Source organism: Zoogloea oryzae (assembly GCF_030161255.1).
In the GTDB taxonomy this organism is placed as follows: Bacteria; Pseudomonadota; Gammaproteobacteria; order Burkholderiales; family Rhodocyclaceae; genus Zoogloea; species Zoogloea oryzae.
In genome coordinates this window covers 91,902-114,228 of record NZ_BSPX01000001.1, presented here as the reverse complement: position 1 = coordinate 114,228, position 22,327 = coordinate 91,902, and the positions used below count along the sequence as shown (strand labels likewise).

General features: G+C 67.1%; 23 protein-coding genes. 10 read left to right on the top strand and 13 right to left on the bottom strand.

Annotation, left to right across the window (positions count from 1 at the left end):
- The first annotated feature begins 14 nt into the window (after positions 1 to 14).
- Together QQK25_RS00595 and sixA are read left to right on the top strand one after the other, a co-directional pair.
- Positions 15 to 1,523 (top strand): CYTH and CHAD domain-containing protein, encoded by a 1,509-nt coding sequence (locus QQK25_RS00595; RefSeq protein ID WP_153161704.1) that lies wholly within the window; start codon positions 15 to 17, stop codon positions 1,521 to 1,523.
- 71 nt (positions 1,524 to 1,594) lie between these two features.
- The gene (sixA, locus tag QQK25_RS00590; protein WP_284186272.1) at positions 1,595 to 2,047 is read left to right on the top strand and encodes a phosphohistidine phosphatase SixA; all 453 of its coding nucleotides are present in this window, start codon (positions 1,595 to 1,597) and stop codon (positions 2,045 to 2,047) included.
- 66 nt (positions 2,048 to 2,113) lie between these two features.
- Here sixA and QQK25_RS00585 read toward each other — a convergent pair whose 3' ends face one another.
- The 3 genes from QQK25_RS00585 to QQK25_RS00575 are packed head-to-tail and all read right to left on the bottom strand — an operon-like array spanning position 2,114 to position 4,909.
- Entirely contained in the window at positions 2,114 to 3,487 is a 1,374-nt protein-coding gene (locus tag QQK25_RS00585) for an NAD(P)(+) transhydrogenase (Re/Si-specific) subunit beta (protein WP_284186271.1), read from the bottom strand.
- Positions 3,487 to 3,771 carry an NAD(P) transhydrogenase subunit alpha part 2 gene (locus QQK25_RS00580; RefSeq protein WP_153161707.1) on the bottom strand — a complete coding sequence of 95 codons (285 nt, stop codon included), beginning with the start codon at positions 3,769 to 3,771 and terminating at the stop codon, positions 3,487 to 3,489. Before QQK25_RS00580 ends, QQK25_RS00585 begins: the two co-directional genes overlap by 1 nt.
- A gap of 13 nt (positions 3,772 to 3,784) precedes the next feature.
- Entirely contained in the window at positions 3,785 to 4,909 is a 1,125-nt protein-coding gene (locus QQK25_RS00575; RefSeq protein WP_284186270.1) for an NAD(P) transhydrogenase subunit alpha, read from the bottom strand.
- 171 nt (positions 4,910 to 5,080) lie between these two features.
- Here QQK25_RS00575 and corA point away from each other — a divergent pair, with 171 nt between their 5' ends.
- Complete coding sequence (gene corA / locus QQK25_RS00570; RefSeq protein WP_284186269.1) at positions 5,081 to 6,163, top strand: magnesium/cobalt transporter CorA; 1,083 nt, start codon at positions 5,081 to 5,083, stop codon at positions 6,161 to 6,163.
- A gap of 56 nt (positions 6,164 to 6,219) precedes the next feature.
- Here the strand turns inward: corA and QQK25_RS00565 are convergent, their stop codons facing one another.
- The 9 genes from QQK25_RS00565 to hyi form a co-directional block, all read right to left on the bottom strand.
- Complete coding sequence (locus tag QQK25_RS00565) at positions 6,220 to 7,065, bottom strand: PP2C family protein-serine/threonine phosphatase (protein WP_153161710.1); 846 nt, start codon at positions 7,063 to 7,065, stop codon at positions 6,220 to 6,222.
- Between the two features lie 208 nt (positions 7,066 to 7,273).
- Positions 7,274 to 8,521 (bottom strand): glycolate oxidase subunit GlcF, encoded by a 1,248-nt coding sequence (glcF, locus tag QQK25_RS00560; RefSeq protein ID WP_284186268.1) that lies wholly within the window; start codon positions 8,519 to 8,521, stop codon positions 7,274 to 7,276.
- Positions 8,522 to 8,524: 3 nt separating this feature from the next.
- Positions 8,525 to 9,589: a glycolate oxidase subunit GlcE gene (gene glcE, locus QQK25_RS00555; protein ID WP_284186267.1), complete on the bottom strand. Its 1,065-nt coding sequence runs from the start codon at positions 9,587 to 9,589 to the stop codon at positions 8,525 to 8,527.
- On the bottom strand, positions 9,561 to 9,722 hold the full coding sequence (locus QQK25_RS00550; RefSeq protein ID WP_284186266.1) for a hypothetical protein: 162 nt from the start codon (positions 9,720 to 9,722) through the stop codon (positions 9,561 to 9,563). Before QQK25_RS00550 ends, glcE begins: the two co-directional genes overlap by 29 nt.
- Positions 9,722 to 11,236, bottom strand: a complete 1,515-nt coding sequence (locus tag QQK25_RS00545; protein WP_284186265.1) for an FAD-linked oxidase C-terminal domain-containing protein — start codon at positions 11,234 to 11,236, stop codon at positions 9,722 to 9,724. Before QQK25_RS00545 ends, QQK25_RS00550 begins: the two co-directional genes overlap by 1 nt.
- Entirely contained in the window at positions 11,236 to 11,997 is a 762-nt protein-coding gene (locus QQK25_RS00540) for a FadR/GntR family transcriptional regulator (protein ID WP_284186264.1), read from the bottom strand. Before QQK25_RS00540 ends, QQK25_RS00545 begins: the two co-directional genes overlap by 1 nt.
- Positions 11,998 to 12,074: 77 nt before the next feature.
- Positions 12,075 to 13,553: an amidase gene (locus tag QQK25_RS00535; RefSeq protein ID WP_284186263.1), complete on the bottom strand. Its 1,479-nt coding sequence runs from the start codon at positions 13,551 to 13,553 to the stop codon at positions 12,075 to 12,077.
- Between the two features lie 155 nt (positions 13,554 to 13,708).
- Positions 13,709 to 14,581: a helix-turn-helix domain-containing protein gene (locus tag QQK25_RS00530; protein ID WP_284186262.1), complete on the bottom strand. Its 873-nt coding sequence runs from the start codon at positions 14,579 to 14,581 to the stop codon at positions 13,709 to 13,711.
- Entirely contained in the window at positions 14,569 to 15,336 is a 768-nt protein-coding gene (gene hyi, locus QQK25_RS00525) for a hydroxypyruvate isomerase (RefSeq protein WP_284186261.1), read from the bottom strand. Before hyi ends, QQK25_RS00530 begins: the two co-directional genes overlap by 13 nt.
- Before the next feature lie 135 nt (positions 15,337 to 15,471).
- Here hyi and pcnB point away from each other — a divergent pair, with 135 nt between their 5' ends.
- From pcnB to QQK25_RS00490, 7 genes are all read left to right on the top strand, one after another.
- A complete protein-coding gene (gene pcnB, locus QQK25_RS00520) occupies positions 15,472 to 16,818 on the top strand; it encodes a polynucleotide adenylyltransferase PcnB (protein ID WP_284186260.1) in 1,347 nt (448 codons plus the stop codon).
- Positions 16,815 to 17,321 carry a 2-amino-4-hydroxy-6-hydroxymethyldihydropteridine diphosphokinase gene (folK, locus tag QQK25_RS00515; RefSeq protein WP_284186259.1) on the top strand — a complete coding sequence of 169 codons (507 nt, stop codon included), beginning with the start codon at positions 16,815 to 16,817 and terminating at the stop codon, positions 17,319 to 17,321. The genes pcnB and folK overlap by 4 nt, the downstream gene beginning before the upstream one ends.
- Positions 17,321 to 17,662, top strand: coding sequence for a DMT family protein (locus QQK25_RS00510; RefSeq protein WP_153161721.1), 342 nt, complete (start codon positions 17,321 to 17,323; stop codon positions 17,660 to 17,662). The genes folK and QQK25_RS00510 overlap by 1 nt, the downstream gene beginning before the upstream one ends.
- Positions 17,663 to 17,678: 16 nt before the next feature.
- Entirely contained in the window at positions 17,679 to 18,317 is a 639-nt protein-coding gene (locus tag QQK25_RS00505) for a deoxynucleoside kinase (protein ID WP_284186258.1), read from the top strand.
- Positions 18,318 to 18,420: 103 nt separating this feature from the next.
- A complete protein-coding gene (gene panB / locus QQK25_RS00500; protein ID WP_284186257.1) occupies positions 18,421 to 19,239 on the top strand; it encodes a 3-methyl-2-oxobutanoate hydroxymethyltransferase in 819 nt (272 codons plus the stop codon).
- Positions 19,240 to 19,246: 7 nt separating this feature from the next.
- Positions 19,247 to 20,083 carry a pantoate--beta-alanine ligase gene (panC, locus tag QQK25_RS00495; RefSeq protein ID WP_284186256.1) on the top strand — a complete coding sequence of 279 codons (837 nt, stop codon included), beginning with the start codon at positions 19,247 to 19,249 and terminating at the stop codon, positions 20,081 to 20,083.
- Between the two features lie 78 nt (positions 20,084 to 20,161).
- Positions 20,162 to 21,673, top strand: a complete 1,512-nt coding sequence (locus QQK25_RS00490) for a glycosyltransferase family 39 protein (protein ID WP_284186255.1) — start codon at positions 20,162 to 20,164, stop codon at positions 21,671 to 21,673.
- A 69-nt stretch (positions 21,674 to 21,742) separates the two neighbouring features.
- Here QQK25_RS00490 and QQK25_RS00485 read toward each other — a convergent pair whose 3' ends face one another.
- Entirely contained in the window at positions 21,743 to 22,222 is a 480-nt protein-coding gene (locus tag QQK25_RS00485) for a hypothetical protein (protein ID WP_153161727.1), read from the bottom strand.
- Positions 22,223 to 22,327: the final 105 nt, after the last annotated feature.

The following is a 22,327-nucleotide window of genomic DNA, read 5'->3' as shown; positions in this document are numbered from 1 at the left end:
CCGATGGCACGACCATGAGCCACGAAATCGAACTCAAGCTGACGCTCCCCCAGAAGGCCCTTCCCGCCCTTCGCCGCCACCCGCTGATCGCCGACGCCCCCCGCGACGGCCGCAGCGTCACCCTCGAAAACACCTACTTCGACACGCCCGAGCTCGAACTGCGCGAGCGCCGGATGGCCGTGCGCACCCGCAAGGCCGGCACCCGCTGGCTCCAGACGGTGAAATGCGCGGCCGAATCCATCGGCGGCCTCTCGTCTCGCCCCGAATGGGAGCAGCCCTACGTGGGCGGCGTGTTCGACTTCTCCGCCATCGACAACGCCGACGTACGCAACCGGCTTGAGGATTACCACCCCCGCCTGGTGCCCGTGTTCAGCACCCGCTTCAAGCGCGAGACCTGCATCCTCACGCCCCGTGACGGCGTCAAGGTGCTGGCGATGATCGACAACGGCGCCATCGAGGTGGGCGAGCACAGCCGGCCCCTGTGTGAGCTGGAGCTCGAACTGGTCGAGGGCGATCCTCAGGCCCTCTACGCGATCGCCCTGGAACTCGCCGAATCCCTGCCGCTGACCCCCGAGAACGTCAGCAAGGCCGAGCGCGGCTACCGCCTGTTCTCCAATCACGCCCTGCGCCCCGCCAAGGCCCGCCCGTCGCGTCTCGCCGCCGAGCAATCGCCGGTGGACGCCTTCCGCATCATCGCCTTCGACTGCCTCGCCCTATGGCAGACCAACGAATCCGGCGCCCGCGAGAGCGACGACCCCGAGTTCATCCACCAGTTGCGCGTAGCCCTGCGCCGCCTGCGCTCTGCGCTGCGGCTGTTCGGCCCGGCTCTGCCCCAGGCGTTTGTCGAGCGCTGGTCCCAGGGCCTCAAGGACGCCGCTGACGGCCTCGGCGCCGCCCGCGATCTCGACGTGATGCTGGCCGAAGTGCTTGGCCCGGTGGCCGAATCCGGGCTTGCCGACGAAGCCACCCAGCGCCTCATCGCAATGGCCGTGGACCGCCGCGATCGCGAGAAGGCCGCCGCCCGGGAACAGCTCCTCGCCGCTAGCCACGGCCGTCAGATGCTGGCCCTGGCCGCCGATCTGATGGCCCTGCAGAGCGATTCTCTGGTCAAGTCGGCCAACCTCACCACCTTCGCCCGCCTGCAGCTCACCCAGCTGCGCAAGCGCGCCCGCAAACGCTACGCCGCCGCCGCGACCGATCTGCACGCCGACAAGCTCCACGAGCTGCGCGTCTCCCTCAAGCGCCTGCGCTACGCCATCGAGTTCCTGCTGCCGCTGCTGCCCGAAAAGGCCACCGTCCGCTTCGCCAACGACCTGGCCGAAGCCCAGGAGATCCTCGGCTACCTCAACGACGAGACCGTCGCCCGCAACCGTCTGAAGGGCTGGGCCGGCAAGGACCCGGAGCTGCGCAGCGGTGCCGCCTTCGTCGCCGGCTGGCACGCCCCGCGCATCGCCCGCCTGCGCAAGAGCGTGCTGCCGTCCCTCGAAGACATCCTGTGGGGCAAGGCCCCGTGGCGGCGATGATGGGTTCATCAGGGCGTAATCTGGACATCGCAGACTTGTCGGCTAATTCAAAGAAAGAGGAGACGACAAGAATGGATCTGCTGCTGTGGCGTCACGCAGAAGCCGTGGACGGCGTGCCCGACAGCACCCGCGAACTCACCGAGCGGGGCATCCGCCAGGCCCACAAGGTGGCCGAATGGCTGGAGAGCCGCCGCCCCAAGAAGCTGCGCGTGCTGGTGAGCCCGACCACCCGCACCCGCCAGACGGCCAGCGCCTTCACCGACAACTTCGAGATCGTGCCCGCCCTCGGCCCGGGCAACGACATCTCCGCGATCCTCGCCGCCTGCGGCTGGCCCGACGCCGGCGGTTCGGTGCTGGTGGTCGGCCATCAGCCCGAGCTCGGCCGCTTGGCCGCCCTGCTGCTGTCCGGCCAGGAGGCCGACTGGACGATCAAGAAAGGCGCCCTGTGGTGGTTCACCAACCGGGTCCGCGAAGGCGAGACCCAGACCGTGCTGCGCACCGTGATGCCCGCCGATCTGGTCTGATCCGGCTACCCCAATAACGAAAAAGCCACCCGAGGGTGGCTTTTTCGTTGCCGTGGAGGCTGCCGGTCAGACCGACATCGCCTTCACGTGCTGGATCACCTCGGCGATGGCCTGCTGGGCAGAGCCGTAAAGCAGCCGGGTGTTGTCCTTGTAGAACAGGGCGTTCTCGATGCCCGAGTAGCCCGTGCCCTTGCCGCGCTTCACGACGATCACGTTCTGGGCGAGATCGGCATTGAGGATCGGCATGCCGTAGATCGGGCTGGACTTGTCGGTACGCGCCGACGGGTTCACCACGTCGTTCGCACCGATCACCAGCGCCACGTCGGCCTGGGCGAAATCGGCGTTGATTTCTTCCAGGTCGAAGATCTTCTCGTAGGGCACGCCGGCCTCGGCCAGCAGCACGTTCATGTGGCCCGGCATCCGGCCCGCGACGGGGTGGATCGCAAAGCTCACCTCAACGCCGGCTTCTTCCAGCAGCTCGGTCATTTCCCACACCTTGTGCTGGGCACCGGCCACCGCCATGCCGTAACCCGGCACGATGATGACCTTACTGGCGTAGCGCATCATCGCCGCCGCATCCATCGCGCCGACTTCCTTCTGCTCGCCCTCGACCGCCTCGCCACCGCCGGCCGCAGCCATCGGCACGAAGAGGATGTTCGAGATCGGGCGGTTCATCGCCTTGGCCATCAGCTGGGTGAGCAGCGTACCGGCCGCGCCGACGACGATACCGGCGATGATCAGCGCCGGAATGCCCATCACGAAGCCTTCAAAGCCGACCGCAAGGCCGGTGAAGGCGTTGAACAGGGAGATCACCACCGGCATGTCCGCGCCGCCGATCGGCAACGTGATGATCACGCCGAGCACCAGCGCCAGGATGAAGAACGCACCCACCAGCATCGGGTCGATGGCCGGGGCGATCACGATCGCCGCGCCCAGGCCCAGGGTTGCCAGGGCCAGGACCACGTTCACCGCGTTCTGGGCCGGCAGCCGGAAGGCCTTCTTCATCACGCCCTGAAGCTTCGCCCAGGCCACGACGGAGCCGGAGAACGACACCGCACCGATCAGCGCGCCCAGGGTGGCCAGCAGCGTGACCACGGTACCGTGCATCTCGCCGCGGGCAAACTCGACCGCCGCGATGGCCGCCGCAGCGCCGCCGCCCATGCCGTTGTAGATCGCCACCATCTGCGGCATGTCGGTCATGGCGACCTTCTTGCCGGAGATCCAGGCCAGCGCACCGCCAATGGCGATGGCGATGACCATCAGGGCGAAGTTGTTCATGCCCGGGGTGAGGAACGTGACCACCGTGGCAAGCACCATGCCGACGCCCGCCCAGATGATCCCCTTGCGCGCCGAAACCGGCGAGCTCATGCCCTTCAAACCGAGGATGAAGAGCACCGCAGCCACGAAGTAGCTCGCGTCAATCAGCCACTTGATCGCCATCAGTTCTTCTCCTTCGACTTGAACATGGCGAGCATGCGTTCGGTCACCACGTAACCGCCGGCCGCGTTGGCAGCGCCCAGCAGCACGGCGACGAAGCCGATGGCCTGCTCCAGCGGCGTCTCGGCCTGGCCGAGGGCGATCATGCCGCCCACCAGCACCACGCCGTGCACAAAGTTGGAACCCGACATCAGCGGGGTGTGCAGGATCACCGGCACACGGGAAATGACCTCGTAACCGGTGAAGGCGGCGAGCATGAAGATATAGAGTGCGACAAATCCGTCCATGATCGTCTCCCGGTTACAGGCCAAGGGCCTGCTTGACGCCGGCGTGGCGCACTTCGCCCGCGTGGGTCAGACAGGCGCCCGCCAGCACCTCGTCTTCCCAGTCCAGGGCCAGGGCCCCGTCCTTGATGAAGGGCGAGATGAAGTTGAAGAGGTTTTTGGCGTACATTTCGGAGGCATGCACCGGCATGCGGCTCGGGATGTTGGTCGGGCCGATGATCAGGGTTTCGCCAACCCAGGTCTTCTCGCCCGCCATCGTGCCGGCCACGTTGCCGCCGGTCTCGGCCGCCATGTCGACGACCACCGAACCCGGCTTCATGCGCGCCACCATCTCGGCGGAGACGATCACCGGCGCCTTCTTGCCCGGGATGGCCGCAGTGGTGATCAGCGCGTCGCACTCGGCGATCGCCTTGCCGAGCTTCTCGGCCTGCTGACGCTTTTCGTCATCGGTGAGCTCACGGGCGTAGCCGCCGGTGCCCGCAGCCGACACGCCGGTGTCAACAAACTTTGCACCCAGAGACTCGATCTGCTCTTTGGTTTCCGGCCGCACGTCGTAGCCCGAGACCATCGCGCCCAGCCGCTTGGCGGTGGCGATCGCCTGCAGGCCCGCCACACCGGCGCCGATCACCAGCACCTTGGCCGGACGGATCGTGCCGGCCGCGTAGGTGAGCATCGGGAAGAACTTGGGGGAATGATCGGCAGCGATCAGCGCGCACTCGTAACCGGCAACGGCGGCCTGGCTCGAGAGCACGTCCATGCTTTGCGCACGGCTGATACGGGGCAACAGTTCCAAAGCGAAACAGGTGATCCCTTTTTGGCGCAACAGTTCGACGCGCTCCTTGCTGGACCACGGCTGCTGCAGCCCGACCAGTACCGAACCGGGCTTGAGCTCGTTCAGGTCATCCATGCTGAGCGGCTGGACCTGCAGCACGACGTCGGCCTTCTTGAGCACCGACGAGGCATCCGCCACCAGCTCGGCCGCGCCGTAATCCTCGTCGCGGTAGTACGCCGATGCGCCGGCACCCGCCTGGAGCAGCAGCGCCGCCCCAAGCCCCTGATACTTTTTGGCCACGTCCGGAACCAGCGCGACACGGCGCTCGCCCGGCGTAAACTCTTTGGTCACACCGATGACCAGAGGCATGGAACCTCCTTATAAGAATTGTTAGGTTTCTGCTATCGTCGTGAGAGGGAATCGACAACGACGGCACACGCTGTTCTACCGTGAAACACCCCAGCCAACCCTGAAAAATCGGGAAAATCACCGGATTCTCGTTAAAGAAGTCGCAATTTTCGGCCATTGAGCAAGATCACGATGAGAAAGTCTAACAAGAAACGTGCCCGCCCAACCCGTAAGTTAGGGTTACCCCCAGGGTCCCTTGTCCATATTGGCGAGATCAAGACCGAAAAGCCCAGCATCACACTCATCGAATACGATTCCCACGGCATCACCGAGACCCGTTTCGAGGACATCGAGCTATCCCGAGCCCATCACGCCACCCGCGAAAAGATGTGGCTGAACGTCTATGGCCTGCACGACCCCGCCGTGATGGCCGAGATCGGCCGCCGCTTCAAGCTGCACCCGCTCGTCCAGGAAGACATCCTCAACACCCAGCAGCGCCCCAAGAGCGACGAATACACCGATTACCTCTTCATCGTCGGCCGCTGCTTCGATTTCGACGCCGAAACCCGCAGCCTGAATTCCGACCAGGTGAGCATCGTGCTCGGGCGCAACTTCGTGCTCACCTTCCAGGAGCGGGCCACCGGCGCCTTCGAGGCCGTGCGGGAGCGCCTGCGCGCGGAGCACGGCGCCATGCGTGCCCACGGCACCGACTACCTCGCCTATGCCATCCTCGACACGCTGGTCGACCGCTATTTCGTGATGCTCGACAACCTGAGCGACATGGCCGAAGACCTCGAGGACGCCGCCCTGACCCGCCCCACCCCGGCGCTCCTTGCCGAGATCAACCGGGTCAAGCACGAGGCGCTCATCCTTCGAAGGGCCGTCTGGCCGCTACGGGAGATCCTCAACACCCTGGCCCGCGCCGACAACGGTTTCTTCAGCGCCGACACCCGGCTCTATCTTCGCGACATCTACGACCACACGGTGCACGTGCTCGAATCGCTCGAATCGGTCCGGGATCTCCTTGCCGACCTGCTGGACATCTATCTCTCCAGCGTCAGCAACCGGCTCAACACCGAAGTGCGGATCCTCACCGTGCTCACCACGCTCTTCATGCCCGCCACGCTGATCGCCGGCATCTTCGGAATGAACTTCCACGAGATGCCCCTACTCGACAAGCCCGATGGTTTCTGGGTCGCGCTCAGCATGATGGTGGGCGCCGCGGCGCTGATGGCCGCATCGTTCTGGCGTCGCAACTGGCTGAGAACCCGCTGACGCCCGGCACGCATCCACCGACACAAAAAGAAAAGGGGCCAACGCGGCCCCTTTCATCATCCGCCCAGCCGGGGGAAATCACCCCGCGCCGGTGGCTTCTGGACAACCTCGACGAGCTTGACGATGGCCAGCGAGATGTTGTCGCCGCCACCCTTTGCCCGCTGGCGGGCGAGCTCGATCAGCGTCGAGGCCGCGTCCCGCGGGGATTGGGAGTCGAGGATCTGCCCCATCTCGTCTTCGGGGATGTAGGCCCACAGACCATCCGAGCACAGCAGGAAAGCATCGCCCCCCACCAGTGGCGACGCATGGCCGATATCGACCCGCGGCTCACGCTCGGACCCCAGGCAGGACAGCAGCACGTTGCGGTTGGGGTGGCGCAGCGCGCCGTCGGCGTCGAGCCGGCCTTTGCGGACGAGCTCTTCGACCAGGGAATGGTCGACGCTGCGCGTCACCAGTTCACCGCGACGGAAATGATAGAAACGGGAATCCCCGCAATGGGCCCAGTCCGCCCGATCGGGCTGCATCATGAAGACCACCGCAGTGCTGTGGGGGTCCTGCTCGCTGGTGAAGCGGGTCAGCTTGATGACGATATGCGCTTCATCGATGACGCTGCGCAGCAGATCAGGGGCACTTTCCGATGCCGGCGCGTAGGCTTCGAAGTTCTGCTTGGCCTTCAGCACGACCTGCTCGGCCGCCATGGCACCGCCAGAGTGCCCGCCCATGCCGTCGGCCAGCACCGCCATCAGCGTGCCCTTGCGAGTCGGATGAGCGAAGACGGCCGCCCGATCCTGCTGCTCGGTACGGTCGCCCGTATGCTTCGCCACGCAGGCCTCGGCCTGATAGCGCTTCTTGGAGCTCACCGAATCGGGAGCGGAAAGGGACGATAGCGTTGGATTCAGCATGTAACTCGAACGATCAGCACGAGACGAACTCATCGAAAACACGCCACGCGCCTGCACATCGGCACGGCTCGGGCGAACACCGACGACGAAAACCGGGCAAACAAGACTCCGCACTGACTCACAAGATCACTCAGCCCAACAGGCAGACAACTGACATTCACGAAGTTTAACCGTTTATCTCTTTAGTAATAAAGGCGACGTTTCGCTTTCAGACTACCGGTGTGACTTTTTCATCGATCAATTCAATCCAATGTCGTATGGGCAGCGAGACCGCTGTTGCCAGGTGCTCGATGCAGCCGACATTGGCAGAAACGATGCAGTCGGCACCGTATTCTTGCAAGGCTGACACCTTCCCGTCACGCAGTTCACTGGCCAATTTGGGTTGCAGCAGCGAATACGTGCCCGCCGACCCGCAGCACAAATGGGAATCCCGCACCGGGACGAGCTCAAAGCCTGCTGCGGAAAGCAGGCTTTCGACCATGCCGCGGACCTTCAGACCGTGTTGCAAACTGCATGGCGCATGAAAAGCCAGGCGGCCAGCCTTGCCCTGCGTCCGGGATGACTCGAGCAAGGATGTCAGCGTCTTCATCTCGGCGGCGAGCACCTCGGCCACGTCACGGCTCATCGCGGCCACCTTCTCGGCCCTGGCGGCATAGGCCGGATCGTGCCGGAGCAGGTATCCGTACTCCTTCACCTGCACGCCGCAGCCCGACGCCGTGACGACGATCGCCTCGACCTGGCCGGACTCGATGGCCGGCCACCAGGCGTCGATGTTCCGCCGCGCCTCGTCGCGCCCGCCAGCCTGATCGTGAAGGTGATAGCGGACGGCGCCGCAGCACCCGGCCCGCTCCGCCTCGACGAGCGAAATCCCCAGCCGGTCGAGCACCCGGGCGGTGGCGGCGTTGATCACCGGACGCATGGACGGCTGGACGCAACCCGCCAGCGCAATCATCCGCCGGGCGTGCCGCGGCGCCGGCCATGGCCCTGCGGCCCCGGCGGCCGGAACCTTCTCGGCGATCACCCGCGGCAGCAGCGGCTTGAACATCCGCCCAAGCCCCAGCGCCGAGCCGAACAGGCCGGTGTTTGGCACAAACTCCCGCAGCGCGGCGCGCTTCAGCTTGTCGGCGCCGGTCCGCGGCACCTGCTGTTCGACGATGTGGCGGCCGATGTCGGCCAGCCGGCCGTACTGCACGCCGGAGGGGCAGGTCGTCTCGCAGGAGCGGCAGGTCAGGCAGCGATCCAGATGCAGGCGCGTCTTCTCGGTGGCGCGCTCGCCTTCGAGCACCTGCTTGATGAGGTAGATGCGCCCCCGAGGGCCATCCAGTTCGTCGCCCAACAGCTGGTAAGTCGGGCAGGTGGCGGTGCAGAACCCGCAATGCACGCACTTGCGCAGGATCTCCTCGGCCTCGCGGCCTTCGGGCGTGTCGCGGATGAAATCGGCGAGATGGGTCTGCATCGCTCAGAACTCCGGATGAAGGCGACCGGGATTGAAGATCCCAGCCGGGTCGAAGGCCTGCTTGAGATTGCGCTGCAGCGCCTGCATCGGCGCAGGCAGCGGGTGGAAGACATCGCTTCGTCCCGCGCCACCGCGGAACAGCGTGGCGTGGCCGCCAAGGGCTGCCGCACGGGCGCGGATCTCGGCCACCGGCGCATCCGAGCGCAGCCAGCGCTGGGCGCCGCCCCACTCCACCAGCTGCTCGCCGGGCAACGCCACGGCCAGCGCGTCGCTGGGCACCGAGAGCCGCCACAGGGGCAGCCCGTCACCGAAGAACGCATCCCGATGATCCCGCAGGCCACGCCACAGGGCCGCCGCGGTGGCTTCCGCCAGCCGCTCGCCGCCAAGACGCGCAACGGCCGCATCCACCGCCGCACTGGCGCCGGAGAGCCGCAGATGCAGCACACCACCTCGCCAGACGCTGGCCGACACCGGCAGGGGCTGGCCGGCCCACACGTTGAGCTGATGCAGCGCCGCCGCTTCGTCCAGCTCGAAACGCAGGGTGGCCTCGGCCACCGGCCGGGGCAGCACCTTCAGCGACACCTCGGCGATCAGCCCCAGCGTGCCGAGGCTGCCCGCCAGGAAACGCGAGACGTCGTAGCCCGCCACGTTCTTCATCACCTCGCCGCCAAAGCGCAGCACGTCGCCGCGCCCGTCGATGAGGGTGGCGCCGAGCACGAAATCCCGCACGCCGCCCACGGCAGCCCGCCGCGGCCCGGCAAGGCCCGCCGCCACGCAGCCGCCCACGGTGCCGCCTTCGGCAAAATGCGGCGGTTCGAAGGCCAGCATCTGGTTCTCGACCGCCAGTGCGGCTTCCAGATCGGCCAGCGGCGTGCCGGCGCGGACGCTCACGACCAGCTCGCTCGGCGCGTAATTGACGATACCCCGACAGGCGCCAGTGACGATGGGCTCACCCACCTCCGGCCCGCCGTAAAACGCCTTGGTGCCGCCGCCACGGATGCACAGGGGCTGGCGGCTCGCCGCCGCAGCGCGGATGCGCTCACTCCACGCCTGAATCAGCTCGCTCACGCTTTCCTCCCTCCTTGTTGCGCCGCTCGGCCAGCCGGCCCGCGGTGCGCAGCCCCATCCAGGTGCCGATCAGCGACAGCACCGGAACAGCGACGAACAGAAACTGCAGCCATCCTTCGGGAATCGTTTCCATCAGAAGCGCGGCAGATCCGGATGAGCCTGGGCCACGTTCCCTCCCATCCGCTCGCGACCGTATTCAGCGCAGCGGTTGAGGGTCGGGATAGCCTTGCCCGGGTTGAGCAGCCCCTGTGGATCAAACGCGGCCTTCACGCGGTGGAAGGCATTGATCGCCGGCGTCGCGAACTGGCTGCACATCTGGTTGATCTTCTCGATACCCACGCCGTGCTCGCCGGTGATCGTGCCGCCCAGCGCCACGGAGAGTTCCAGGATCTCCGCCCCGAAGGCTTCGGCCGTGTGCTGGTCGCCGGGTTTGTTGGCGTCGAAGAGGATCAGGGGGTGCAGGTTGCCGTCGCCCGCGTGAAACACGTTGATGCAGCGCATCGAATACTTCTTTTCCATCTGCTGGATGGCCTTCAGCATCTCGCCCAGGCGCTTGCGGGGAATGGTGCCGTCCATGCAGTAATAATCCGGCGAGATCCGCCCCGCCGCCGGAAACGCTGCCTTGCGACCGGCCCAGAAACGCAGCCGCTCGGCCTCGTCGCGGGACACACGCACCTCCGTCGCACCGCTGGCTTCGAGGATGGCACGGACTCGGGATATTTCTTCGGCGACTTCCTCCGGCGTGCCATCGGATTCGCACAGCAGGATCGCCTCGGCATCCAGCGGATAGCCCGCATGCACGAACTCCTCGACCGCCGCCGTGGCCGGCTGGTCCATCATCTCCAGCCCGGCCGGGATGATGCCCGCGGCGATCACCGCAGCCACCGCGTCGCCGGCCTTCACCACGTCGTCAAAGGCGGCCAGCACACACTGGGCGAGCTGCGGCTTTGGGGTCAGCTTGACGGTCACTTCGGTGACCACCGCCAGCATGCCTTCCGATCCGGTGACCAGCGGCAGCAGGTCGTAACCCGGCGTATCCAGCGCGAGGCTGCCGAACTCGACGATCTCCCCGGCGATGGTCACACCGCGCACCTTGAGCAGATTGTGGATCGTCAGCCCGTACTTGAGGCAATGCACGCCGCCCGAGTTCTCGGCCACGTTGCCGCCGATGGTGCAGGCGATCTGCGACGACGGATCGGGCGCGTAATAAAGGCCGAAGGGCGCCGCGGCTTCCGAGATCGCCAGGTTGCGCACGCCCGGCTGCACCACTGCCCGGCGGGCGTGGGCGTCGATCCGGATGATCTTCTTGAAGCGCGCCAGCGACAGCACCAACCCGAACTTGTGCGGCTGCGCCCCACCCGAAAGCCCGGTGCCCGCGCCCCGCGCCACCACCGGCACGCCCTGGGCGGCGCAGATCTTCAGGATCTCCACCACCTGCGCCTCGGTTTCGGGCAGCGCCACCACCATCGGCACCTGACGCAGCGCCGACATGCCGTCGCACTCGTAGGGCCGCAGGTCTTCAAGGTCGTGAAGCAGGCTGGCGGATGGCAGCACCCGCGACAGGGCCGAGACCAGCCGCGTCTTGTCCACCGTTGAGAAGTCGCGCTCGGCGACGCTGAAATCGGGTAGATCGGCCGGCTCGCCCATCAGGTCTCCTCCTCGTTGTTCGGTCCGCTCACGCGGGGCGACAGCATCACGCCCAGGCGCCCCGCGGCGCTGACGATGTGCCTTTCGGCCGCCGCCCGGGCCGCAGCGGGATCGCCCGCCGCGATGGCCTCGAACAGCGCCCGGTGTTCGTTCTGGGATGCCTGCGCCAGCCCCCCATCCCGGCCGTCGCGGCTCCAGGTGGGCTGGCGGGAGCCGGAGAACTCCTGGCTCACGAATTCGATGAAACGATGGATCAGCGGGTTGCCGCTCGCAGCCGCCACGGCGCAGTGAAAGGCGTCGTCAGCGCCGGCCCCGTCGCCCGAATCCGCCACGCTCTCCATGGCCACGTCCATCGCGGCCAGCGCCTCGCCGATCTGCGTAAGGCTTTCCGGGGTATGCCGCACGGCGGCCCGTTCGGCCGCGGCCGCTTCGACGATCAGGCGCAGTTCGAACACATCCCGGGCGTCGTGGGCACTTGCCGGCAAGCCGGCGTTCATCCGGAAGGCCGCTGCACCGGGGCGCGTGGCAACAAACACCCCGGAACCCTGACGGCTCTCCACCAGCCCCTCGGCCTTCAGCCGTGCCACCGCCTCGCGCACCACGGCCCGGCTCACCGCAAACTGGGCACCCAGCTGAGCTTCCGTCGGCAAGCGCTCGCCCGGCTTCAGCGCCCCGCTGCGGATGCGCTTTTCCAGCGCCGATCCGACGGCATCGGAAAGGCGCTGGGGGCGGTTGATCTGATGGAAGCGGGTCGCGGCCATTGGTCAGCTTGTCTGACAAGTTCGGCGCAGTCTAAGAGAGCCGGGACGCCCCTGTAAAGGGGCGCGGGCCATGTCGATCAACGCAGGGCCGGCGGCGTCGAGAAACCACCCAGCGCGGGCTCCAGCCGTGCCGCCGCAGCCAGCAAGGCGTCATCACCCCAGCGCCGGCCGACCAGCTGCACACCCACCGGAAGCCCGTCCTCGACACCCGCCGGAAGCGCCGCCACCGGGCTGCCGCTGAGGGAGAACGGCACCGTCAGCCCGATGGTCGCCTCCAGGTAGGGCAGCCGCTGGCCCGAAACCGTCAGCCGGGGAGGCCGGTCGAAAGGCCCGAGGGGCTGCCCGGGATAGGCAACGGTGCTTGCCACCGGGCACACCAGCGCATCCACATCGGCCAGCGCGGCTTCCAGTTGCCGGATCCACTGATCCCGTCGATCGAGCGCCCGGTTGTACGCCCGCATGTCGAAGCGCAAGCCGCGGGAGATCGCGCGCATCAACTGTTCCGAAGGAGGCAGCAGATGCCGCAGCACCAGAAACGCATGCCGCTGCCAGCCTGGCATGCCCAGCCCGATCTCGGCGCCAGCGATGAGCCCGAAGATCTCTCGCAGTTCCGCCGGATCGATTCCCGCCACGGAGCCGCGACGAAGCACATGGCCGGCGGCAGACAACGTCTCCGGCAGCCGCGCGAACACGGCCCGGGTCCGCTCGCACAGGGGCAGCCCCCAGTCGTCCCACAGCAGCAGGCGCAGCGGACGGCCATCATCGCGGAGCGACGCCCCGACCACCGGAAGCGCTGGCACCTCGATGTCGATCCCGTCGGGCCCGGCCATCACGGCAAGGCCAAGCTGAAGATCAGCCACCGAGCGCCCTAGCGCGCCAAACGACAACATCCGCCGCACACTGCGCACGCCGCCCAGATGTTCCGGCAGGTGCGGGATGTGGCCGGTGCGCGGAATGCGGTTTTCGGTGGCCTTGAAACCGCTCACCCCGCAGTAGGCCGCCGGAATCCGGATCGACCCGGCCAGATCGCTGCCGGCCTCCAGCAGTGAGAAGCCCGCAGCCACGGCGACTGCCGCGCCGCCCGAGCTGCCGCCCGGCGTCAGGGCCGGGTTCCAGGGATTGCGCGTGAGCCCGAAGAGCGGGCTCCAGCAATGGGGCGCGCCGGCCAGCTCCGGCAGGTTGCTCTTGCCGACGATCACCGCCCCGGCCGCCCTCAGGCGAGCCACCACGGTCGCGTCCCGATCCGGCACGTACTCCTTCAGCGGCTTGAAGCTCGCCGTCGTCCGCAGGCCACGCGTCTCGAACGCGTCCTTGATCGACACCGGCACACCCAGCAGTGGCGGCAGATCCCCGCCCGCGGCGCGCTTCCGGTCGGCGGCTTTCGCGGCGGCCCGCGCGCCAGCCTCATCGAGGGTGACCAAAGCATTGAGGCCCGGATTGAAGCGGGCAATCCGCGCCAGACATGCATCCAGCAAGGTTTCGGCAGACAGGCGCCCTTCACGGATGTCACGGGCAGCCTCTGACGCGGTGAGCGTGTCGAGCTGGATCTCGGACATCACGCCCCCTCGCTGGCAGATGTGGCAGGACAATCAGAAAAAGACGGCAGGCGTGGTCGAGTCATGGCGTGGGCAGGCTGAGTGGATGGAAGACGTCAGCCTGCCCGCGCGCCGCCCGGCGGTATTGAACCCAGACGACATGCCAGCCCGAGAAATCAGAAACCGGAAGGCCCGAAATGCCGTGCCCGCATCACCGGGTCGATGCGATAGGGCCAGAACGCCGGATCGTCGCCCGCCACGCCCGCCAGCAGGCCGGCGGGCGAATGTCCCGTGAAACGGCGCACGTCCCGGCACAGATGGGCCTGATCCGCATATCCCGCGGCCACCGCAATTTCCGCCCAGCCGTCGGCTGGCCTCATCGCCGCCCCCAGGGCCAGCAGCAGGCGGCTGCAGCGCAATTGCTGGCGATAACTCCGCAGCGGCTGGCCATAACTTTCCCGAAAGCGCCGTTCGAACTGCCGCTGACCAAGACCGAACTGCGCCGCCAGCGCCGCGCCGGGAAGGGACAGCAGCGAAGGGGGCACCCACAGGTCGGCGCGATCGCCGGCACCGCACCGCAGCGCCTCCAGCAGCCCCCACAGCCGAGGGAGATCGACCTGCATCGCAGCGGCGGGCGCCAGGCCGTCAACAAAACGCGCCAGCAATCCGCGGCCGGCGCCATCCAGCACCTCCGCCAGATCGACCGCCTCTTCCATCAGCGCCCCGGCCGGCATGCCGAACAGCGCGCCCACCCCGCCGGGCAGGAGTGACAGGGTGACGATCCGGGTGCCCGCCTCGGCCCGGGCGTCGCGGGGGCCGCGCGTCCCGCCACACAACGCCAGCCGGGGAAGCGGCACCTCCACGCCATCGCGCAGCACCACGATGCCGCCCTGCACGATGACCAGCAGCACCGGATGCAGCGCCGCCGGCAGGATGTAACGACCGCCGGGCAGATGCGTGACCAACGCGCTGCGCACGCAGTCGGCAAGCCCTGGCGACGGAAGATGTATCCCGTCCGGCAGCATCCTTCCGCCGCTCAAACCATCCACTCGAAGGAATCCTCCGTCGGCCCGGTGGGCACGTATTCGCAGCCGATCCAGCCTTCGTAACCGATGGCCTTGAGGTGCCGGAACAGGAAGGGAAAGTTGATCTCGCCGGTGCCCGGCTGATGGCGGCCGGGGTTGTCGGCCAGCTGGATGTGGCCGATGCGCGGCAGCGCCGATTCGAGCGTGCGGGCCAGGTCGCCCTCCATCACCTGAGCGTGGTAGATGTCGTACTGGAGACCCTGGTTCGGCCGGTCGGCCGCATCGAGCACCGCCAGCGCCGGTGCGGTGCGGTCGATCAGGAAACCCGGCGTGTCGCGGGTGTTGAGGGGTTCCATCAGCACCTGCCGCCCGGCGGGCGCGAAGGCGTCGGCCGCATGGCGCAGGTTGTCCACCAGCGTGGCGCAGAGCAGCGCCTCGTCCACGCCATCGGGGCGCCGCCCGGCGAGGCAATTCACCCGCGGGCAGGCCAGCGCCTCGGCGTAGCGGGCGGCCAGTTCGACCCCCTCACGAAACTCGGCGACCCGATCCGGCAGGCAGGCGATGCCCCGCTCGCCCGCGGCCCAGTCGCCGGCCGGAAAGTTGAACAGCACCACCTCGACCGCCGCCCGGTGCGCCGCATCGACGACCTCATCCACCGGGAAGGCGTAGGGAAAGTGGAACTCGACCGCCTTGAAACCATTGGCCGCCGCGGCGGCAAAACGATCAAGAAAAGGCCGGTCGAGGAACAGGAAGGACAGGTTGGCAGAGAAGCGCAGCATCGGAAAACCTCCTGGATCAGCATCCAAACGGGGGAAACACCAGCCCGGAGCGGCCCAAAACGACCACATCACGAAAAGCCAGCCATTCGTTGGGTTATCATGCGCGACTTGAACCCGATAATCCAAGCCCCACCAATGATCCGCAAACTGCTGCGCCGGGTTTTCCGCCGCGCCGCACCCGCCAACGCCCTTCCCGAACCTGCCGTGATTCCCGTCAGCCGCCATGGCGTCCGCCGGGAGCAGATTTCCCCCGCCGCCAACAAGGTCTGCACGGTGCTGCAGGAAGCCGGCCACAAGGCCTACGTCGTGGGCGGCGCGGTGCGCGACATCATCGTCGGCCAGACGCCTAAGGATTTCGACGTGGCCACCAGCGCCACGCCCGAAGAAGTCCGCGCCCTGTTCCGCCGCTCGCGGATCATCGGCCGCCGCTTCAAGATCGTCCACGTGATGAGCGGCCCGGAGACCATCGAAGTCTCCACCTTCCGCGCCATGCAGGACGCCGAATCCACCGAGACCGACGAGCACGGCCGCGTGCTGCGCGACAACGTGTTCGGCAGCATGGCCGAAGACGCCACCCGCCGCGACTTCACCGTCAACGCGCTGTACTACAACCCGACCGACGAAACCGTCATCGACTACCACCACGGCGTGGCCGATCTCCAGCAAAAAACGCTGCGCATGATCGGCGACCCGCGCGTGCGCTACCGCGAAGATCCGGTGCGCATGCTCCGCGCCGCCCGCCTGGGCGCCAAGCTCGGCCTGTCCATCGACCCGGCCGCCCGTGCGCCGATCCGCGAGATGGCCGAACTCCTCGAAAACGTGCCGCCGGCGCGTCTCTTCGACGAGATGCTCAAGCTGCTGATGTCCGGCCACGCTGTCAAGTGCCTGCGCCAGCTGCGCGAGGAAGGCCTGCACCACGGCCTGCTGCCGCTGCTGGATGTGATCCTCGAACAGCCGTTGGGAGAACGCTTCGTGTGGCTGTCGCTGGAGAACACCGACGATCGCGTCCGTCAGGGCAAGCCCGTGTCTCCCGGCTTCCTGTTCGCCACCCTGCTGTGGCACGAGGTGCTGGCCGACTGGGAAGCCCGCAAGGCCGACGGCGCCCATTCGCAGCCCGCGCTCTTCGACGCGATGGACGCGGTGCTCGACAAGCAATCCGGCAAACTCGCCATCACCCGCCGCATCGCCGGCGACATCAAGGAAATCTGGGCCCTCCAGCCGCGCTTCGAAAAGCGCGCCGGCAAGACGCCCTACCGCCTGCTCGAGCAACCGCGTTATCGCGCCGGCTGGGATTTCCTGCGCCTGCGCGCCCAGTCGGGCGAGATTCCGATGGAGCTTCCCGACTGGTGGGACGCCTTCGCCGACGCCAACCCGGACTCCCGCGAGTCCATGCTCGTCCCCGACAAGGCCGGCACCGCCAAGAAACGCCGTCGTCGTCGCAAGCCCTCGGGCTCAGGCAGCAACCCGCCGGCCGACGCATGAGCAGCGCAGTGCCCGCGCGCACCCGCGCCTACGTGGCGCTGGGCGCCAACATCGGCGAGCCGGTCCGCCATCTGCGGGCTGCCGTCGTCGACCTCGACACCCTGCCGGGCACCACCGTCGTCGCCCGTTCGTCCCTGTATCGCAGCGCGCCGGTCGGGCTGGTGGATCAGCCTGATTTCATCAACGCGGTGGTGTCCGTCGACACCACCCTTGAGCCGCTCGATCTGCTCTACGCCCTCCTCGCCATCGAAGCCCGTCACGGCCGGGTGCGCAGCGTGCCCAACGCCCCGCGCACGCTCGATCTCGATCTGCTGCTCCACGGCGACACGACGATGACCAGCCCGGAGCTCACCCTGCCCCACCCGCGCATGCACGAACGCGCCTTCGTGCTGCTGCCCCTCGTCGAGATCGCCCCGGACGTCGTTCTTCCCGGCCTCGGCCCGGCGCAGGATTTCGTCCCCAGTGTGGCCAGCCAGGAAATCTCCCGCAGCGAGCCGATGTAATGCCGATCTGGGCCCAGACCAGCCTGCTGCTGGCCGCCTCGAATGTCTTCATGACCTTCGCGTGGTACGGCCACCTGAAGAATCTCGCCACCTATCCGTGGTACATCGCAGCCTTCGTTAGCTGGGGCATCGCGCTGTTCGAGTACCTCCTGCAGGTGCCGGCCAACCGCATCGGCGCCCAGGAACTCAATCTCGCCCAGCTGAAGATCATGCAGGAGGTGATCACCCTCACGGTGTTCGTCCCCTTCGCCGTTTTCTACATGCAGCAACCCCTCAAGCTTGACTATCTGTGGGCGGCCCTGTGTATCCTAGGCGCCGTGTACTTCATCTTCCGCGCCTGAAAGGCGGAGACACCCCATGTTCGATAAAGCGCGCTACATCGTCGTCGAAGGCCCCATCGGTGCTGGCAAGACGACTCTCGCGAAGCGCCTCGCCGCGCGCATCAACGCCGATCTGCTGCTCGAAAACCCGGCAGCCAATCCGTTTCTGGGCCGTTTCTACCAGAACATGGAACGCTGGGGCCTGCCCACCCAGATCGCCTTCCTGTTCCAGCGCAGCGAACAGCTCGCCGCCTTCGATCACGCCCACGATCCCTTCCGGCGCATCGTCTCCGACTTCCTGATCGACAAGGACCCGCTCTTCGCCGAGCTCAACCTCGCGGAAGACGAGCTCCAGCTCTACCGCCAGCTCTACGACCGCCTGAAGCCCAGCGTGCGCAAGCCCGATCTGGTGATCTACCTGCAGGCCCAACCCGACATTCTGATCGACCGGGTGCGCCGCCGCGGCGTCGAATCCGAGCGCAAGATCAGCGAAGCCTACCTGCAGCGCGTGGCCGAGCGCTACGCCACCTTCTTCCACCATTACGATGCGGCGCCGCTGTTCATCGTGAACGCCGAATCCCTCAATCCCGTCGACAAGGACGAGGATTTCGAGCTGCTGTATTCCCGCCTGCAGGCCATGCGCAGCTACCGGGAATTTTTCGGCTACGCCGGCTGACGCCCCGACGCCACCACCCGCCATCTCCCGACCTTTCGCACCCGACGCCCGCTTGTGCCGCGCACAAGTTTGGGGTTAACTGCCGCCGCGAGGAGGAACCGTCATGAGCTATCTGCAGGACAACACCAAACCCGTCACCCTTTTCGAGCTCGGCAAGATGCGCGCCGAAGGCCGCAAGATCGTCATGCTCACCGGCTACGACGCCAGCTTCGCGGCGCTCCTCGAACGCTGCGGCGTCGATGTGATCTTGGTGGGTGATTCCCTGGGCAATGTGCTTCAGGGCCAGAAGACCACCCTGCCGGTCACCCTCGAGCAGATGGCTTACCACACCGAATGCGTCAGCCGCGGCGCCAACCGCACCTTCGTCGTCACCGACATGCCCTTCGGCAGCTATGCCGAGAGCCCCGAGCAGGCCATGCGCAACGCCGTCCGCCTGATGGCCGCCGGCGCCCAGATGGTCAAGCTCGAAGGCGGCGCCTTCATGGCCGAAACCGTGCGTTTCCTGGTCGAGCGCGGCGTGCCGGTGTGTGCCCACATCGGCCTCACCCCCCAGTCGGTGCATCAGCTGGGCGGCTACCGGGTGCAAGGCAAGAGCGATGCCGGCGCCGCCGTGCTGAAGGCCGACGCCCTGGCGCTCGAACAGGCCGGCGCGGCCCTCGTGGTGATGGAGATGGTGCCCTCGCAGCTCGCCGCCGACATCACCAACAGCCTCAACACCATGGCCACCATCGGCATCGGCGCAGGCGTGGATTGCCACGGCCAGGTACTGGTGCTGCACGACCTGATCGGCGTCTTCCCGGGCAAGCGTCCGCGCTTCGCCAAGAACTTCATGGAAGGCGCGTCGAGCATCGACGAAGCCGTCACCCGCTACGTGACCGACGTGCGCGAGTCGCGCTTCCCCGGCCCCGAACACAGCTACTGATCCCGCCATGCAGATCCATCCGACCATCGCCGGCCTGCGCGCCGCCCTCGCCGCCAACCCGACCGCCCGCGTCGCCTTCGTGCCCACCATGGGCAACCTGCACGACGGCCACATCTCGCTGATGCGCCAGGCCCGCGAGCACGCCGACATCGTGGTGGCGAGCATCTTCGTGAACCGCCTGCAGTTCGGCCCTAACGAAGACTTCGACAAGTACCCGCGCACCTTCCAGAACGATTGCGCGCGCCTCACCCAGGCCGGCGTCGATCACCTTTTCGCCCCCGACGAGAAGGAGATGTACCCCGAGCCCCAGCGCTACCACGTCGAGCCCAACCCGGCCCACACCGACATCCTCGACGGCGCCGCCCGGCCCGGCCACTTCCGCGGTATGGCCACGGTGGTGCTCAAGCTGTTCAACATCGTCCAGCCCCAGGTGGCGCTGTTCGGCAAGAAGGATTACCAGCAGCTGATGATCATCACCAACATGGTCCGGGAATTCGCCCTGCCCATCGAGATCATCCGCGGCGAAACCAGCCGCGCCGACGACGGCCTCGCCCTGTCGTCCCGCAACGGGTACCTGACGCCAGAGCAGCGCGCCGAAGCCCCGCGCCTGCAACGCCAGCTCAAGTGGATCCGCGAACGCATCAATGCCGGCGAGCACGATTTCCTGCGCCTCGAAACCGAGGCCGTGGCCGAGCTCGCTGCCCACGGCTGGCAGCCCGACTACATCTCGATCCGCCGCCGCAGCGACCTGCACCCGCCCAAGGATGCCGCCGATGGCCCGCTGGTCGTGCTGGGCGCCGCCAAACTCGGTGCCACCCGCCTGATCGACAACCTCGAAATCTGAGCCCCGCGCCGGCGGCACACACCGCCGGCCGCGCGCCCCACCATGCACATCCCGGGACACGCCGACTTTGGAGCCCGCATGCCAGACGGGCTGACCCGCACTGCACGCCTACTGTTCTGGCTGGCCCTGGTGGCGATCGTCGGGCTCAACCTGTTCAACGTCGGCCAGCCGATCCTCGAGCAGCACGGCTTCCGCCAGACCCAGACCGCCCTCACCGCCCACTACCTGCAGCTCGAGGGCTTCTCGCTGCGCTACCCGACGCCGGTGGTCGGCGAGCCCTGGTCGATCCCCTTCGAGTTTCCGATCTACCAGCAACTCGTCGCCACCGCCGCCAGCATCCTCGGCACGCCCCTCACCGCCACCGGCCGGGTCATCAACCTGATCTTCGTGCTGCTGTGCTGCATCCCGCTGCGCTGCGGCCTGCGCCGGCTGAAGGTCGATCCGGCCGCCATCGACTTCTCCCTCGCACTTTTCCTCACCTCGCCGATCTACCTCTTCTGGGCGGGCACCTTCATGATCGAAGGCGCAGCCCTGTGCTTCACGCTGGCCTTCCTGTACTACGCGCTCAAGGTTTTCCAGCGGGACGTGAGCAACCGGGATTTCGTCTTTCTCGGCCTCTTCCTCGGCCTCGCGCTGCTCCAGAAGATCACCACCGTCGCAGCCGTGCTGGCCCTCTTCGGCCTCGCCGCCGGCTATCTCGTGCTGATCCGCCGGCAGGCCGCGCCCGTCCCCGGCTTCGTGATCAAGCTGGCGGTGAGCGTGCTGATTCCGGTGATCCTCGGCGTGGCATGGGTGAAGTTCTCGGACGCGGTGAAGCTGGACAACCCCATCGGCGCCCTGCTCACCTCGGCCAAGCTCTCCGCCTGGAACTACGGCACGCTGGAGCAGCGCCTGTCCGGTGATTTCTGGGGCAAGGTGGTGTTCAACCGCAATATCAAGAAGGCAGCGTTCAACGTCATCGGCCTGCTGTTCGTGATCGCCGCGTTTGTCGTGGTGCGCGACCGGATCGCCCGGCGTGTCATCGCCGCTAGCCTGGCGCTGTTCGTGCTGCCATTCCTGCTGTTCACCAACCTGCACGCCATCCACAACTACTACCAGACGGCCAACTCGGTGTTCCTGTCGGTGGCGGTCGGCGTGGCGGTGATTTACGTCCTGCGTGAGCGCCAGTGGGGCCGCAGGGCGATGGGTGTCGGCGTGCTCGTCGCCTTCATCGCCTCCAACGCGGTGTTCTTCCACAACAACTACTTCGACCTCAAGCGGATGACCTTCACCGGCGGCGAGCGAACCCTCGCCGTCGCCAGCTATGTCAAAGCCCACACGCCTGTCGACAAACCGGTGATCTGGTACGGCTTCGACTGGTCCAGCGAGCCCGCCTTCTATTCCGAGCGGCGCTCCCTCACCGTGCCGGATTGGGAGCGGCTGGAGCTCGATGTGCTCGAAAACCCCGGCCGCTTCCTGCGCAGCGCACCATCGGCCATCGTGCTGTGCCCCACGCCGCGGCACGACGCCGAGCTCGCCCGGGGCATCGCCGAGCGCTACCCGCAGGCCCGGACGGCCGTGGTTACCGACTGCCGCATCCACCTGCTCTGACCCGACGCCGAAAATGAATCGGGGCCGATCCGCCCAGCGGACCGGCCCCGACTGCTATCCACCGCCGCCTCAGGCTGCGTGATGGAATCGCGCGATCAGCAGCGCCTCGGCGCCGGTTTCCCGCCGCCGGATCTGCCCGAAATTCTCGGCCAGCTCTTCGCACTGGCGGATGTCCTCGATCAGGAAGTGCCGCAGGCGCACGCACAGCGCCAGCTCGCTCACCGCCGGCTCGACCACGCAGGCCGTGCGGATCGCATGGACGACTTCCGGATAGACCGGGTCCTTCGCCAGCAGCCCGGCCAGCCGGATGCGCACATGGTGCGCAACAGGCGAGCCCGCAGGCGACCGTTTGAGGGCGTGGATGACCTGCAGCGCGCCGCGACGGGCATCCCGGTGATGGCCGAGGGCCTGGTCGTTGGCGATGCGGCCGATCGACACCATCCACTCGGTAGGAATCGATTTATCTGCCCCCGAACGGGAACGCACAAACTGCCAGGCGGCCAGCATCAGCACCAGCAGCCCGGTGCACGTGATCAGCGTGGTGTCCATGATGAGCCTCCTGCAAATGAGTTCTTACGCTCAAAGGTTAGAAGGCGTCCGAGGCCGCCGTTGCCGATTACTTCACGCTCTCCCGAGGACATCCCAACGGCAAGG